Source organism: Lysobacter sp. A289 (assembly GCF_054072675.1).
In genome coordinates, this window is record NZ_JBSVRN010000001.1 from 1,583,249 (window position 1) to 1,597,996 (window position 14,748).

General features: G+C 64.6%; 11 protein-coding genes and 5 tRNA genes. 6 read left to right on the plus strand and 10 right to left on the minus strand.

All coding sequences use genetic code 11. From position 1 onward, the window contains the following. Nucleotides 1-134 precede the first annotated feature (134 nt). The 7 genes from clpP to ACW5DN_RS07280 all read right to left on the minus strand — a co-directional run bounded on the left by clpP (nt 135) and on the right by ACW5DN_RS07280 (nt 2,900). A complete protein-coding gene (clpP, locus tag ACW5DN_RS07250; protein WP_456962048.1) occupies nt 135-761 on the minus strand; it encodes an ATP-dependent Clp endopeptidase proteolytic subunit ClpP in 627 nt (208 codons plus the stop codon). Nucleotides 762-847: 86 nt separating this feature from the next. Continuing rightward, complete coding sequence (gene tig / locus ACW5DN_RS07255; RefSeq protein WP_456962988.1) at nt 848-2,143, minus strand: trigger factor; 1,296 nt, start codon at nt 2,141-2,143, stop codon at nt 848-850. 173 nt (nt 2,144-2,316) lie between these two features. Beyond that, nucleotides 2,317-2,403 (minus strand) — tRNA-Leu (locus ACW5DN_RS07260). Nucleotides 2,404-2,455: 52 nt separating this feature from the next. Then, a tRNA-Lys gene (locus ACW5DN_RS07265) sits at nt 2,456-2,531 on the minus strand. 73 nt (nt 2,532-2,604) lie between these two features. Beyond that, nucleotides 2,605-2,681, minus strand: a tRNA-His gene (locus ACW5DN_RS07270). A gap of 33 nt (nt 2,682-2,714) precedes the next feature. Then, nucleotides 2,715-2,791: transfer RNA gene (locus ACW5DN_RS07275), tRNA-Arg, on the minus strand. A 32-nt stretch (nt 2,792-2,823) separates the two neighbouring features. Beyond that, a tRNA-Pro gene (locus ACW5DN_RS07280) sits at nt 2,824-2,900 on the minus strand. A gap of 133 nt (nt 2,901-3,033) precedes the next feature. On the opposite strand from ACW5DN_RS07280, the gene ACW5DN_RS07285 reads away from it, so the two are divergent. Beyond that, entirely contained in the window at nt 3,034-3,789 is a 756-nt protein-coding gene (locus ACW5DN_RS07285; RefSeq protein WP_456962049.1) for a Bax inhibitor-1/YccA family protein, read from the plus strand. A gap of 77 nt (nt 3,790-3,866) precedes the next feature. Here ACW5DN_RS07285 and ACW5DN_RS07290 read toward each other — a convergent pair whose 3' ends face one another. From ACW5DN_RS07290 to grxC, 3 genes are all read right to left on the minus strand, one after another. Then, nucleotides 3,867-5,198: a Na+/H+ antiporter NhaC family protein gene (locus ACW5DN_RS07290; RefSeq protein WP_456962050.1), complete on the minus strand. Its 1,332-nt coding sequence runs from the start codon at nt 5,196-5,198 to the stop codon at nt 3,867-3,869. A 187-nt stretch (nt 5,199-5,385) separates the two neighbouring features. Beyond that, nucleotides 5,386-6,393, minus strand: a complete 1,008-nt coding sequence (locus ACW5DN_RS07295; protein WP_456962051.1) for an isocitrate dehydrogenase — start codon at nt 6,391-6,393, stop codon at nt 5,386-5,388. A gap of 135 nt (nt 6,394-6,528) precedes the next feature. Next, nucleotides 6,529-6,822, minus strand: coding sequence for a glutaredoxin 3 (gene grxC / locus ACW5DN_RS07300; RefSeq protein WP_456962052.1), 294 nt, complete (start codon nt 6,820-6,822; stop codon nt 6,529-6,531). A gap of 229 nt (nt 6,823-7,051) precedes the next feature. Between grxC and ACW5DN_RS07305 the strand changes: the two genes are divergently transcribed. The 5 genes from ACW5DN_RS07305 (at nt 7,052) to ACW5DN_RS07325 (ending at nt 14,732) form a co-directional block, all read left to right on the plus strand. Beyond that, the gene (locus ACW5DN_RS07305) at nt 7,052-8,686 is read left to right on the plus strand and encodes a M48 family metalloprotease (protein WP_456962053.1); all 1,635 of its coding nucleotides are present in this window, start codon (nt 7,052-7,054) and stop codon (nt 8,684-8,686) included. A 126-nt stretch (nt 8,687-8,812) separates the two neighbouring features. Further along, complete coding sequence (phoB, locus tag ACW5DN_RS07310) at nt 8,813-9,520, plus strand: phosphate regulon transcriptional regulator PhoB (protein ID WP_456962054.1); 708 nt, start codon at nt 8,813-8,815, stop codon at nt 9,518-9,520. 66 nt (nt 9,521-9,586) lie between these two features. Then, nucleotides 9,587-10,987, plus strand: coding sequence for a phosphate regulon sensor histidine kinase PhoR (locus tag ACW5DN_RS07315; RefSeq protein ID WP_456962055.1), 1,401 nt, complete (start codon nt 9,587-9,589; stop codon nt 10,985-10,987). 77 nt (nt 10,988-11,064) lie between these two features. Further along, a complete protein-coding gene (gene ppk1, locus ACW5DN_RS07320) occupies nt 11,065-13,185 on the plus strand; it encodes a polyphosphate kinase 1 (RefSeq protein WP_456962989.1) in 2,121 nt (706 codons plus the stop codon). Nucleotides 13,186-13,202: 17 nt separating this feature from the next. Further along, nucleotides 13,203-14,732 carry a Ppx/GppA phosphatase family protein gene (locus ACW5DN_RS07325; RefSeq protein ID WP_456962056.1) on the plus strand — a complete coding sequence of 510 codons (1,530 nt, stop codon included), beginning with the start codon at nt 13,203-13,205 and terminating at the stop codon, nt 14,730-14,732. Nucleotides 14,733-14,748: the final 16 nt, after the last annotated feature.

A 14,748-nucleotide genomic window follows, 5' to 3' on the forward strand; every position in this document is an offset into this window, starting at 1 on the left:
TTCGGCCCGAGAATAGCACAGCGTACCAAGCCGCTTCCGGCGTGGTTCCGTGCTAATAAATCGTCCGGGAATCAGCGGGTTAGCGGCCCATCCAAGCTCGGCCGGGCGCCATCTGCGGGATGCGGATCGTGCGGTCAATTGGCCTGGATCGACTCTTCCGGGCGCCGCTCCAACACCTCGTCGATCAGCCCGTAGTCGCGCGCTGCCTCGGCGCCCTTGAAGTTGTCGCGTTCGGTATCACGCGCAATCGTCTCCAGCGCCTGGCCGGTGTGCCTGGACAGCACCTCGTTGAGCTTCTGCTTCAACGCCAGGATCTCGCGGGCGTGGATCTCGATGTCGCTGGCCTGGCCCTGGAAGCCGCCGAGCGGCTGGTGGATCATCACCCGCGAGTTGGGCAGCGCGTAACGCTTGCCCTTCGCGCCCGATGCCAGCAACAGCGCCCCCATCGAGGCCGCCTGGCCGACGCAGATCGTGCTCACGTCCGGGCGGATGTACTGCATGGTGTCGTAGATCGCCATGCCGGCGGTGACCACGCCACCGGGTGAGTTGATGTAGAGGCTGATGTCCTTTTCAGGGTTCTCGGCCTCCAGGAACAGCATCTGGGCAACGATGACGTTCGCCACGTGGTCGTCGATCGGACCGACCAGGAAGATCACCCGCTCCTTCAGCAGCCGCGAATAGATGTCATAGGCGCGCTCGCCGCGGCTGGTCTGTTCGACCACCATCGGAACGAGGTTGAGGGCTTGGGTCTTGTTATCCATCGAGACGAACCTTGGCTGCTGTTGTAGGAGTTGGCCCAGTCGACTTGGGGCCGACCAGGCCAAAGCGCAAGACGCGCCGGGGAATACTACTGGCGGATCGCGTCGGTGAAGGCCAGTGGCTGCTCGGTGTGCTGCGCACGCTCGGCGATCCAGTCGATCACCTGCTCCTCCATCACCCGGCCCTGCAAACCGGACATCAGCTGGCGATCATTGCGGTACAGCTCGATCACCTGCTGCGGCTCCTCGTAGGTGGAGGCAATCAGGTTGAGCGTCTCGTTGACCCGCTTGGGATCCAGCTTGAGCTCGTTGCGACGTGCGACCTCTCCGACCAGCAGGCCCACCAGGACCCGCTTGCGTGCCGGCTCCAGGAACTGCTGATGGGCATCGACAGGCAACTCGGCATTGCCCCCCTGGCGGCGCGCCTGCTCCAGGGCCTGGTTGGCCATGTCGCGTGCCTCGTTCTCGACCAGCTTGGGAGGCATCTCCGTTTCCGAGTAGGCGGCGACCAACTGCTCGCCCACCTCGCGCCGCAGACGGTTCATCAACGCACCCTTGAGCTCGCGCTCCAGGTTGCTGCGGATGTCGCTGCGGAACTGTTCCGGTTCACCACTGTTGATGCCGAAGCTCTTGATGAATGCCTCGTCCACTTCCGGCAGGTTCGGCTCCGACACCTTGCCCACCTTCAGGTCGACGGCAACCGTCTTGCCGGCAAACTGCGGCACCCGCCAATCGGCCGGGAACTCGATCTGCGCCTGCTTCTGTTCGCCCGCCTTCATTCCCACCAGGGCCGACTCGATCGCCGGCATCATCGTGCCGGATCCGATAACGGTGGTTCCGCGCTCGACACCCTCAGCCGGCATCCGCTCGCCATCGACGGTGGAGAACGTCTCCAGTTCGACCGCGTCATCGGCCTTTGCGCCGCGCTCAACCACGTCCCAGGTGCGTCGTTGCAGGCGCAGGTTGGCGATCATGGTGTCGATATCGTCGTCCTTCACCTCCGAGGTGTGGCGCGTCACGTTGAGCTTTGCCACGTCGACATCACCGAAGTCCGGTACCACCTCGAAGGTCGCGACGTACGCCAGGTCATCCGCGTCGTTGGCCGGTTCGATGGCCGGGTTGCCGGCAATCTGCAGCGACTGCTCGCGTACCGCTTCGCCGAAGCTGGAGCGCACCAGGCCGTCGAGCACCTCGGCGCGAACCTGCTTGCCGAAGCGCTGCTCGATCACCTTGGCCGGAATCCTGCCGGGGCGGAAACCCTTGATCTTTGCGCCACGCGCGATCTCGCGCAGGCGACCACCCACTTCGCTCTCAAACCGGTCAGCCGGGAGATTGAAGGTCATGCGGCGTTCAAGGGTACCGAGCGATTCGACCGAAACTTGCATATTCACTCCTGACACCGCGGCAACCGCCACGGCACGATAAGGTTGATCTGCGGCCACCGAAGGCCGAGGCCCCGCAAGCAGCGTAACGTAATAGTCTGGCGGATTTGGGCCGTCGCTGCCAGTCTTTTGGGCCGACTGCACGCGGGCGCATCGACAACCCGATTGCGCTGCATTGGTGCGAAAGGGGGGACTCGAACCCCCACGAGGTCACCCTCACTGGCACCTAAAGCCAGGGCGTCTACCAATTCCGCCACTTTCGCTGGGAGGCAAAGAAAAAAGGCACCCGGAGCGATCCCGAGTGCCTGATATTACTGGTGGGCCGTGAAGGATTCGAACCTTCGACCTATTGATTAAGAGTCAACTGCTCTACCAACTGAGCTAACGGCCCGCTGTGACGTGGCACTACTGCATGGAGCTTGTGCGGCACGAAATTGTACAGGAACAATCCGTGCAAAAAACAGTGGGGTGGAAGACGGGACTCGAACCCGCGACCCTCGGAATCACAATCCGATGCTCTAACCAACTGAGCTACATCCACCACAGCAAAAACGTGAAGCTATTGTCGCATGACTGGTGCGCCCGGCAGGACTCGAACCTGCAACCACTGGCTTAGAAGGCTAGTGCTCTATCCGGTTGAGCTACGGGCGCCTGCGAACATGATACCGGCGCCGTTTACCAAGTGGTCGGGGCAGAGGGATTCGAACCCCCGACCCTCTGGTCCCAAACCAGATGCGCTACCAGACTGCGCTATGCCCCGATCCGGGCTTCGGCAAACGCACGCGGCGCTGCAGAAGGCCGGCCATTCTGTGCCCCGGTTGTGCTGCTGTCAACTTCAAACCCGCTTGCTGCGTGTATGCTGGGCCACTGACAAAACGCCCCAGGGGGCTTGCATGATCCGTAGTGGCAATCCGGCTCTCAAGGAGTCGACCTTCCTCGATCTTGGCAGCGGCGCGATCGTTCGCGACGATGGCAACGTAATGACCCTGAACGGGACGGTCAACAAGACCGGCCTGCTGCTGTTGCTGTGTGTGTTGACGGCCGCATTCGCCTGGAGCCAGGTGGCGACCCCGGCAGGGATCGTTGGCGCGGGGCCCTACATATGGGGTGGCCTGATCGGCGGCCTGGTGCTGGCGATGGTCACCATCTTCAAGAAGGAGTGGGCACCGATCAGTGCACCTCTGTATGCCTTGGTCGAGGGATTGTTCCTGGGTGCGATCTCGGCGCAGTACAGCTATCTGTACGAAGGCATCGTGATGCAGGCGGTGCTGCTGACCTTCGGCACCCTGTTCGCGATGTTGTTCGCCTATCGCTCCGGACTGATCAAGGTGACGGAAAACTTCAAGATGGGCCTGGTCGCCGCGACCGGCGGCATCTTCCTGGTCTACATGGCCAGCATGGTGCTGGGCATGTTCGGCATCCAGATCCCGATGATCCACGAGTCGGGCCTGGTCGGGATCGGCTTCAGCCTGGTGGTGGTGGTGATCGCGGCATTGAACCTGGTGATGGACTTCGACTTCATCGAGGCCGGCATCGAGAAGGGCGCGCCGAAGTACATGGAGTGGTATGGCGCGTTCGGCCTGATCGTCACCCTGGTGTGGCTGTACATCGAGTTCCTGCGGCTGCTGTCGAAGCTGCAATCGCGCTGATTTCAGCGCGCGCCGGGACAAGAAAGCCCGCTGGAAAGGAAAAAAGGGGTGCTTCGGCGCCCCTTTTTTCGTGCCTGCTAGTGAACCGCCCTACCCCGGCTCGGCCACAGCATGAAGCCGATCGCGACCAGCGCCAGCAGCCAGCAATACCATACCTTGCCGGCAATCAGCAGCGGCGACAGCCCGGCCAGCGAGCCAGCCAGCAGGATCTGCGCGCCGTAGGGCAGCACGCCCTGGACGACGCAGGAAAAGATGTCGAGCACGCTGGCCGCCCGGCGCGGGGGGATGCCATGGCGTTGGGCGATATCCCTGGCGAGATCGCCGCTGACCAGGATCGCGACCGTGTTGTTGGCGGTGAGCGCGTCGCCGCCGGCCGCCAGCGCCGCAATGCTGATTTCACCGGCGCGACGGCCGGTGTGCCCGCCGGCAAACCGGGCAATGGTCGCGGCGAGCCAATCCAGGCCACCGTTGGCCTTGATCAGCGCCGCGAGGCCACCAATCAGGATTGACAACAAGGTGATCTCGACCATGCTCTCAAAGCCGGCATAGATGTCGTTGGCGAAGCTGATCACGTCATAGTCGTCGGCCAGCACGTAGCCGAACACGCCGGCCACCAACAACCCCAAGCCGAGCACCAGCACCACGTCGAGCCCGAGCAGGGCGAGTACCAACACCACCAGGTACGGCAGCACCAGCCAGGCCGTGGCGGCTTCGGGCGCACTGATTGGCGCGGCGTCACCGACCACCGCCAGCAGTGCGGCCGTCGCCAGCGCCGCCGGCAACGCAATCTTGAAGTTCTCCCGGAACTTGTCGCTCATCCGGCACCCCTGGCTGCGGGTCGCGGCGATGGTGGTGTCGGAAATGATCGACAGGTTGTCGCCGAACATGGCGCCGCCGACCACCGCACCCAGCACCAGCGCCTTGTCGAGTCCGGCGGCATCAGCCAGGCCAATCGAGATCGGCACCACCGCGGCGATCGTGCCCACCGAGGTCCCAATCGACAGTGACACGAAACCGGCGACCAGGAACAACCCTGGCAGGATCATCGCCGGCGGCAATGCGCCCAGGCCAAGCGCAACCACCGCATCGACCGCGCCGATCGCCCTGGTCACGCTTGCAAACGCGCCGGCCAGCAGGAACACCAGCACCATCAGCATCACGTTGCTGTGGCCCATCCCCTCCAGCAGGGTGTCGACCGGCTTGATCCCACGGCGCCAGGCCAACCAGGCACCGAGCGCCAACGCCGGCAAAATCGCGACCGGGGCGCGCAACTGGTAGAAGCCCATCGCCTCGCCCTGCGCGGTGAAATACAGGCCGGCGCCGAAGAACAACACGAGGAACAACATCAACGGGGTCAGCGCCAGTGCGCTGGGGGACGCAGTGGCCACGGCAGGTGGGGAGTCATTCATCGCTTTATTCGGATGGAATAATCAATCGCGAAGTGTGCCGGCTGCTCCGACGGCTGTCGAGCACAGGGATGGAATGCTGGATATCACCACCCGAACATAAAAAGCGGCCAGACATAAAAAAGCGGGGCGTCCAAGACGCCCCGCTGGGTCCGAATCAACACGACGGACTAAAAAAAATCTGGTTGGATCACAGCCGGCTGGCGATCGCCTTGGCAAAGCCCATGGTGGTGCCGCTGCCACCCAGGTCGGCAGTCAGGTTGTCACCGGCCTCCAGGGTCGCCACGATCGCCGCGCGGATCGCTACGGCCTTGTCGGTCATGCCCAGGTGGTCAAGCATCTGGGAGGCACCCATCAATAGCGCGCACGGATTCGCCTTGCCCTGTCCGGCGATATCGGGCGCGGTGCCGTGCACGGCCTCGAAGATCGCCGCATCGGCACCGATGTTGGCACCCGGAGTCAGCCCCAGCCCGCCAATCAGGCCGGCGCACAGGTCGGAGATGATGTCACCGAACAAGTTGGTGGTCACGATCACGTCGAACTGTTCCGGGCGCATCACCAATTGCATGCAGGTGTTGTCGACGATCATTTCCTCGCACTCGATCTGCGGGAACTGCGCGGCGACTTCACGCGCGGTCTTCAGGAACAGGCCCGAGGTCGACTTGAGGATGTTGGCCTTGTGCACCACGGTGACCTTCTTGCGTCCGGTCTTGACCGCCAGCTCGAACGCATAACGCACGATCCGCTCCGAACCCTTGCGGGTGGTGCGGGTGATCGAGGTCGCGCTCTGGCCGTCGGCCGCGGTTTCCTGCCCTTCGGCGCTGTAGGCGCCCTCGGTATTCTCGCGGACGGTGATTACGTCCACGCCGGTCGGGAAGCGCGACCTGGTATTGGGGAAGGACTTGGCCGGCCGCACGTTGGCGTACAGGTCGAAGCGCTTGCGCAACTCGACGTTGATCGAGGAAAAGCCACCGCCGACGGGAGTGGTCAGCGGGCTCTTCAGGGCAACGCGGTTCTTGCGGATCGAGTCCATGGTCGCCGCTGGCAGCAGCTCGCCGGTCTTTTCCATCGCGACCAGGCCGGCATCGGCAAACTCGTACTGCAGGCCAAGCTTCATCGCGTCGAGCACGTACAGGGTGGCGTCCATGATTTCAGGACCGATGCCGTCGCCACGGATCACCGTGATTGTCTGTGTCATTGGGGATCTTCTTCCATCTGATGGGCGCGCCGTGCAAGACGCTGCGCCGGGTGGTTATCCCTGCAATTATGCCGCAAACGCCCATTGGATGGGCGCCCGGAGGGCGCCAGCCACCAGATATCGTCAGTGAATCCGCTACGCCGCGCCATCCAGCAAGGGCTCCAGCTTGCCCTCGCGCTGCAGCGCCATCATCTCGTCGAAGCCGCCCACATGGGTGTCGCCGACGAAGATTTGCGGCACGCTGGTGCGCTTGGTCAAACCCATCATTTTCTCGCGGGCAGCGGAATCCAGGTCAATGCGAACCTCGGTCCACTCGCGGCCCTTGCTCTTGAGGAAGTTCTTGGCGGCGACGCAGTACGAGCAGGCCGCGCTGGTGTAGATCACGATCGGGTTGGAAGCGGGGTCAACCTGGTTCAGATCGGTGTTCAAGTCGGTTCTCCTGTGGTGAATTCGGTGTAGGCAAAACCCGGATGCAACGGGCCCGGGTGGTGAACTCCGGCGAACGGGCATTGTCCAACCCATCGCCATCGCTTGCCACGCAGGCAATTGGGAGATGGGTTCAACAGCCCGTGTTCGCAAGTCGGCGGCACCCGCAGCCCCCGGCGCATCGTTCAGGCCAATTAACCGCGGATTCATTCGGCCCGGCCCGATCATCGGCATGCTGCCATTATCGACCCTTCGGCCATGCAACGGTGGCCGGCCCCAGGAGTTCCGCTTGCGCCGCATCATCGTGCTTTCCACCGTCGTCACATTGGCCTTGGCCAGTGTCTGCGCGCCTGCGCAGGACTCCTTGCCGGACATCGGCTCCTCCGCCGGTGAGCTGCTGACGCCCCACCAGCAGGAGGAATACGGCGCGATGATGTTGGCGCAACTGCGCCACTACGACTACATTCTGGCCGATCCTCTGGTGGACAACTGGCTCACTTCGCTTGGTACCCGGCTGGGCGCCAGCAGCGACCGCCCGCAACAGCCCTTCACGTTTTTCATGATGAGCGATCGCCAGATCAACGCGTTTGCCACGCTCGGCGGCTATATCGGCGTCAACGCCGGTCTGGTGCTGGCGGCCGAGCGCGAGGATGAAGTCGCCGGGGTAATGGCCCACGAGATTTCCCACGTCACCCAGCAGCACGTGCTGCGCGGGGTCGAGCGGGCCCAGCGCGACCAGTTGCCGATCCTGCTGGCGATGCTGGGGGCGGTCGTGGCGGCCCAGGCGGCCGGGGGCGATTCATCCGGCGAAGCGACCCAGGCGGCAATCGTTTCGGCGATGGGCCTGGCCCAGCAGCGCCAGATCAACTACACCCGTTCCAATGAACACGAGGCCGACCGGATCGGTATCCAGACCCTCGCCCGCGCCGGTTACGACCCGCTGGCAATGGCCGACTTCTTCACCACCATGCAGGCGAAATCACGGGTCAATGCGGCCGGCGCCTACGACATCCCCGGCTACCTGATGACCCACCCGGTCACGACCACCCGCATCAGCGAGGCGAAAGCACGGGCGGGCCGGGTCGAAGAATCGCCGGGCGGCTTCCTGTCCAGCCCAATCGCAACCGACAACCCATTGTTGCCCGACGGCCTGACGATCGGCGCGCCGGCGCACAGCGGCAAGGGCACGGGCCTGTTTGGTTTTGCCCAGGAGCGCCTGCGCGTGCTCAGCGCCGACAGCCCGCGCGCGGCAATCCGCGAATACGAGCAGATGACCAAGCGCGGCACGCTGGACGAGGCGCAGCGTTATGGACTGGCCATCGCACGATTGCGCGCCAATGAACCGGCGGCGGCCGCCAAGCTGCTGGCGAGCTTGCTGACGGAACGGCCGGGCGAGCTGTGGTTGAGCCTTGGGCTGGCGGAAGCGGAATCGCGCAGCGGTCACCAGGAGGCCGCCGACGCACGTTTTGGCGAGCTGCTCCGACGCGCGCCCAACAACCGCGCCGTTGCGCTGACCTGGGCCGACGCCCTGCTGGAGCGCAACACGGTCGATGCCGGCAAGCGCGCACAGGCAATACTGCGACCACTGCTGTCACGCTCGGCGACGGATCCGGCCTTCCAGCACACGTTCGCCCGCGCCAGCGAGATCGCCGGCGAGCCGATCCGCGCCGGCGAAGCCTATGCCGAAGCGACGTTCCTGAGCGGCCGGGCCGAACAGGCGCTGGTCCAGCTGAACACCCTGAAAAAGCGCCCCGAGGTTGATTACTACGCCCGCGCCAGGATCGAGGCGCGAATCGCCCAGATCACACCAATCGTGCTGGAGCTCCATCGCCAGGGCATCCACGACCAGGTATTTGACCGCCGCTAGGCAGGGCGGGCCGCGGCAAGACGCTGTCATGCGCCTGTAACTAAACGGTAGTGTACTGGGGTGACTCCGGGATCCACGGTCGATGAGCAATTGATCCCGGCGACCACTCCTCGTCACTGGTGAGCCGTGCAAAAACACATCCTGATTGTCGAAGACGAACCCGCCATCCGGGACATGGTCGCCTTTGCCCTGCGCAAGGGGGACTACAACCCGGTTCATGCCGGGGATGCGCGCCAGGCCCAGGCCGCGATCGCAGACCGCGTGCCCGACCTGATCCTGCTGGACTGGATGCTGCCCGGAACCAGCGGCCTGGAACTGGCGCGACGCTGGCGCAAGGACGCGTTGACCCGGGAGGTACCGATCATCATGTTGACCGCTCGTGGTGAGGAGAACGACCGTGTCGGCGGCCTGGAGGCCGGCGTCGACGACTACGTGGTCAAGCCGTTTTCGGCCCGTGAGCTGTTGGCCCGTATCCGTGCGGTACTGCGTCGCTCACGCGAGGATGACGAGGACGGCAGTATCCGTGCCGGATCATTGCGCATCGACGGTGCCGCCCATCGCGTCTTCGCCACTGTCGGCGGCGAGGAACAACCGGTACAGATCGGACCCACCGAGTATCGCCTTTTGCACTTCTTCATGACTCACGCCGAGCGGGTGTATTCGCGCAGCCAGCTGCTGGATCATGTCTGGGGCGGCAGCGTATACGTGGAGGAGCGCACCGTGGACGTGCACATCCGCCGCCTGCGCAAGACCCTGGAGCCGTACACGCTGGACGGCATGATCCAGACCGTCCGCGGCACCGGATACCGGTTTTCCGTGTCCGCCGACTGTTGACGCGGTAATGGGCGGATCTGACCGCCCTGCGCTGCACCACAACATCATCTGTTGGATACTCAGGCCATGACTTCGCGCGTACGCACTGCCTGGTTCCGCACGATTGGCCTGCTGTGCCTTTTCCTTGCCATTACGGCCGCGTTTGGCTTGGCAATCGGTTATCCGTGGCCGGTCGTGACCGTGGCCGCGCTGACCTTGGTGGGCTGGCATTACTGGCGTCTGCACCGGGTGCTGTCACGACTGAGCGCGCGCCTGCGGCAGCCGCCGCCCGGCGGGCCTGGCCCGTGGAACGAACTGGATCGGATGCTGTACCGCGGCCAAGCCGAAATGCGCGGCCGCAAGCGACGGCTGGTGGAGATGTTGCGCGCCTATCGCGCCGCGGCCGCCGCGCTGCCCGATGCCATCGTGGTGGTCGATCGCAACAGTCAGCGAATACTGTGGTTCAACGAGTCCAGTTCGCCATTGCTGGGACTGCATTACCCCGTCGATATCGGCCTGCCACTGGTGCAACGGATGCAACCGTTGCCGCTTGCCCACTGGCTCGCGGCCGGTCGCCATGCCGAGTCGCTTGAGGTAGCGGCCCCGACCCGTCCATCGATGCGCCTGAGCCTGCGCCTGATCCCGTATTCTGAGAACCTGTGGTTGCTGGTCGCGCGCGACGTCAGCCGATTGCTACAGCTGGAGCAGATGCGCCGGGACTTCGTCGCCAATGTCTCCCACGAGCTGCGTACCCCGTTGACCGTCATCCATGGGTACCTGGACATGATCGAGCAGGACGAGCACCCGGAGCTGGCGCCCATATTCACCGAGATGCAACGCCAGTCGCAACGCATGGCGCAGCTGGTAGAAGACCTGTTGACCTTGTCACGGCTGGAGTCGCAGGACAGCTTGCCGGTGGAAGAACCGGTATCGATGGACGCGATGCTGACCACCCTCAAGCGCGAGGCCGTCGCACTGAGCCAGGGCCGGCATCACATCAGCGTGGATGACAGCGCGGGCCTGGACCTGTTGGGATCGGGCAAGGAGTTGCACAGCGCGTTCTCCAACCTGGTAAGCAACGCGGTGCGTTACACGCCAGCCGGTGGGGAGGTGGTGATCAGCTTGCGCACCACCCGTGCATCCAGTCCGGGACTCGATGTCGCGCCGCAGCGGATCGTACCGGCTGGACTCGTGTCGGATGGAATCGTGCTTGAAGTTCGCGACAGCGGTTACGGAATTCCGGCAGCACACTTGCCACGAATCACCGAGCGCTTCTACCGGGTCTCGACCAGCCGCTCGCGCGAGAGCGGTGGTACCGGCCTGGGGCTGGCCATCGTCAAGCACATACTGCAGCTCCACCAGGCGCGCCTGGAGATCACCAGCGAGGTCGGCCGTGGCAGTATTTTTGCCTGCCACTTCGGCGCGGAGCGGGTACGTCCGCGCGAGACATCACACGGCGGCCAGCACGCCAACGAGTTGCATGCATGAATACCCCAGCCAATGACCTCTTGCCGGCCAACCCGGCGCCGGAAGACCGGAAAGGCGAGCCCACACCGCCCACGCACATCCCGCTGGACCAGGTCGCACCCGAGCACGCGCCACTCGATGTCGGCCTGTATACCGACGTGGCCCGCAACGACCCGCTTCGGGACCCGTCGCTGTACTTCAATCGCGAATTGTCCCAACTGGACTTCAACTTCCGCGTGCTCGCACAGGCGCAGGATTCACAGGTGCCCTTGTTGGAGCGCCTCAAATACCTGTGCATCAGTTGCACCAACCTGGACGAGTTCTTCGAGATCCGTGCCGGCACCTTGCAGCACGCACAGGACCTGGGACTGGTCGCCGGCCCCGATGGCCTGTCGCCAAACGCGGTGCTGGCGCGCATCCATGACCGTGCCGCCGAACTGGTCGACGCCCAGTACGATTGCTGGAACACGGTGTTGCGACCGCAGCTCGATGCCGCTGGCGTACGGGTTCTTGCCCGCGGCAGTTGGAATGCCCGTCAAACCCGCTGGCTGCGCGCGTACTTCCGCAATGAAGTCATGCCGGTACTGTCGCCGCTGGGGCTGGATCCGGCACACCCGTTCCCGAAAATCCTCAACAAGTCGCTCAATATCGTGGTGGTGTTGAGTGGCCAGGATGCATTCGGCCGCAAAGGCGACCTGGCGATCGTGCGTGCGCCGCGCTCGCTGCCACGAATCATCCAGGTTCCGCAAAAGATCAGCGGCGGGCCGAATGACTTCGTGTTCCTGTCGGCGGTGCTGTCGAGCTTCGTTGGCGAGTTGTTCCCGGGAATGGAGATCAAGGGCGCATACCAGTTCCGGGTCACCCGCAATTCCGAGCTGTTGGTCGACGAGGAGGAGGTGGACAACATCGCCCTGGCCCTGCGCGACGAGCTGGTTGGCCGTGGCTACCTGCGCGCGGTGCGGTTGGAGATCGCCGAGCAATGTCCGGCCCCGATCGTGCGCAACCTGCTGGACAAGTTCGACCTGCCCGCCAATGCGGTCTACCGGATAAAAGGCCCGGTCAACCTCAACCGGGTGATCCAGGTGTACGACCTGGTCGAGCGCCCCGACCTGAAATTCCCGCCATTCCAGCCGCGTCAGCTACCGGGCAGCGATCGCATTTTTGCCACCTTGGCCAAAAATGACGTGCTGCTGCACCACCCCTTCGATGCGTTCACGCCGGTGCTGGACATGCTGCGCCAGGCGGCCGAGGATCCGGCAGTACTGGCGATCAAGCAGACCCTGTACCGCTCGGGCAAGGATTCCTCGATCGTGGAGGCGCTGATCCAGGCTGCCCGCAACGGCAAGGACGTCACCGCCGTGGTCGAGTTGCGTGCACGTTTTGACGAAGAGGCCAACCTGGGTTTCGCCGACCGCCTGCAAGAAGCCGGGGTACAGGTCGTCTACGGCGTGGTCGGTTACAAGACCCACGCCAAGATGCTGCTGGTGGTCCGGCGCGAAGGCCGGAAGCTGCGTCGTTACGTGCACCTGGGCACCGGCAACTACCACGCCGGAACGGCCAGGCTCTACACCGACATCGGCCTGATCACCGCCCACCCCGAGATCGGCAACGATGTCCACCTGATCTTCCAGCAGCTGTCCGGACTGGCGCCGTCGATGACCCTCAAGCGCCTGTTGCAATCGCCTTTCACCCTGCATGCCGGGGTACTGCAGCGGATCGATCGCGAAACCGCGAATGCGCGGGCGGGCAAGCCCGGCCGGATCATCGCCCGGATGAACGCACTCAATGAGCCGCGGGTGATACGCGCGCTGTATCGCGCATCGCAGGCGGGCGTGCAGATCGACCTCATCGTGCGCGGCGCCTGCACCCTGCGCCCGGGTGTGCCGGGCGTCAGCGAGAACATCCGGGTGCGTTCCATCGTCGGGCGATTCCTGGAGCATGGCCGGGTCTACTGGTTCGGCAATGATGGCCAGCCAGAACTGTTCTGCGCCAGCGCCGACTGGCTGGAGCGCAACTTGCTGCGGCGGGTCGAGACCTGCTTTCCGATCCTCGACCCGGGTCTGGCCGAGCGGGTGTTCGATGAAACCCTGAACAACTACCTGGACGACAACCTCAACGCCTGGTCGTTGCAGTCCGATGGTGACTACGCGCGGGTGCCGCGGCTCGATCATCAACCACCCCACTCGGCCCAGGCTTGCCTGTTGGCCAAGTTGTGCTGACCAGGGATCATCGCGACATGCCGGACATCTTCCCGACCGCGGCCATGCCGTTACGCGATGGCGACCTGCTGGCCGCGATCGACCTGGGCTCCAACAGCTTCCACATGGTGGTTGCCCAGTATCTTCTGGGACAGCTGCGGGTCGTCGACCGCCTGCGCGAGAGCGTACGGCTGGCCGAAGGCCTGGATGGCCGCGGCGCGCTATCGGCCGAGGTCCGCCAACGTGCCTACGCGTGCCTGTCGCGTTTTGGCCAGCGCATCCGCGACATCCCGCCGCAACGCGTACGGGCGATCGCGACCAATACCGTGCGCCGCCTTGCCGTCCCGCAGGCGTTCCTGATGCCGGCAGAGAGCGCACTGGGCCACGGGATCGAGGTGGTCGCCGGCCGCGAGGAAGCCCGACTGATCTACCTGGGTGTCGCCCACGCGCAACCTTCCAAGCCAGGCCAGTTGCGACTGGTGCTCGACATCGGTGGCGGCTCCACCGAATGCATCATCGGCAGCGGCTTCGAGGCGATCGAACGCGAGAGCCTGCAGTTGGGCTGTGTTGCCACCACGCGGCGCTATTTCGGCGACGGAAAGCTCACCGGCAAACGCTGGCGTGAGGCGTTGATCGAGGTCACCGCCGAGTTCCAGCAGTTCGCCTCCACCTACCGCGCCGTGGGCTGGGATGATGCGATCGGCACTTCCGGGACCAACAAGGCCATCGGAGAGATCTGCGCCGCAATGAAATTGAGCAAGGGCGCCATCCTCGTCGATGCCCTGCCCCAGGTGCGCGACCGCTTGCTGCAGGCCGGCAGCATCGGGGCGATCAAGCTACCCGGGCTGTCCAGCGAGCGCCGCGAGGTGATTGCCGGGGGCGTCCTGGTACTGGAAGCGGCTTTTGATGCGCTCGGCTTGCAGCGGCTGGCGACCAGCAAGGCCGCGCTGCGCGAGGGCGTGTTGCACGACATGATCGGTCGCGGCGGCGCGGATGATCCGCGCGACGCCTCGGTGGCTGCCCTGATGGTGCGCTACGGGATCGACACCGCCCAGGCCGCGCGCGTGGAGGCCACCGCGCTGCGGTTGTTCGATCAACTCGCGGAGGTCTGGGAATTGGACGTCGACGACCGGCTGATGCTGGTCCGGGCGGCGCGCCTGCATGAGCTGGGGCTGACGATCGCCCACAGCCAGTACCACGTGCACAGCGCGTATGTGGTCGAGTACACCGACATCGCCGGTTTTTCGCGGCAGCAGCAGCAGTTCCTGGCGGCGCTGGTACGCACCCAGCGGCGCAAGATCCCCAAGCACGTGTTCGACGCCCTGCCCGACCGCCTGCTGCCTGCCGTTCGCCACACCTCGGCGTTGCTTCGGCTGGCTGTGCTGATCCACCGCGCGCATGAGGCCGACCCGATTCCGCAACTCAACGCTCATGCCAGCGCGGATTGCCTGACCCTGACCTTTGCCCAACGCTGGCTGCAGGCACGTCCGTTGCTGCGCGCGGACCTGGATGGCGAGCCTGACGACATCGCCGCGCTGGGCATCACCCTGAGCGTCGAAGCAACCTAGGCACGCGTGCAGCGCC

Coding starts and splice junctions, on each gene's coding strand:
- clpP (WP_456962048.1), bottom strand. CDS start 761: ATGGATAACAAGACCCAAGCCCTCAACCTCGTTCCGATGGTGGTCGAA.
- tig (WP_456962988.1), bottom strand. CDS start 2,143: ATGCAAGTTTCGGTCGAATCGCTCGGTACCCTTGAACGCCGCATGACC.
- ACW5DN_RS07285 (WP_456962049.1), top strand. CDS start 3,034: ATGATCCGTAGTGGCAATCCGGCTCTCAAGGAGTCGACCTTCCTCGAT.
- ACW5DN_RS07290 (WP_456962050.1), bottom strand. CDS start 5,198: ATGAATGACTCCCCACCTGCCGTGGCCACTGCGTCCCCCAGCGCACTG.
- ACW5DN_RS07295 (WP_456962051.1), bottom strand. CDS start 6,393: ATGACACAGACAATCACGGTGATCCGTGGCGACGGCATCGGTCCTGAA.
- ACW5DN_RS07305 (WP_456962053.1), top strand. CDS start 7,052: ATGCTGCCATTATCGACCCTTCGGCCATGCAACGGTGGCCGGCCCCAG.
- ACW5DN_RS07315 (WP_456962055.1), top strand. CDS start 9,587: ATGACTTCGCGCGTACGCACTGCCTGGTTCCGCACGATTGGCCTGCTG.
- ACW5DN_RS07325 (WP_456962056.1), top strand. CDS start 13,203: ATGCCGGACATCTTCCCGACCGCGGCCATGCCGTTACGCGATGGCGAC.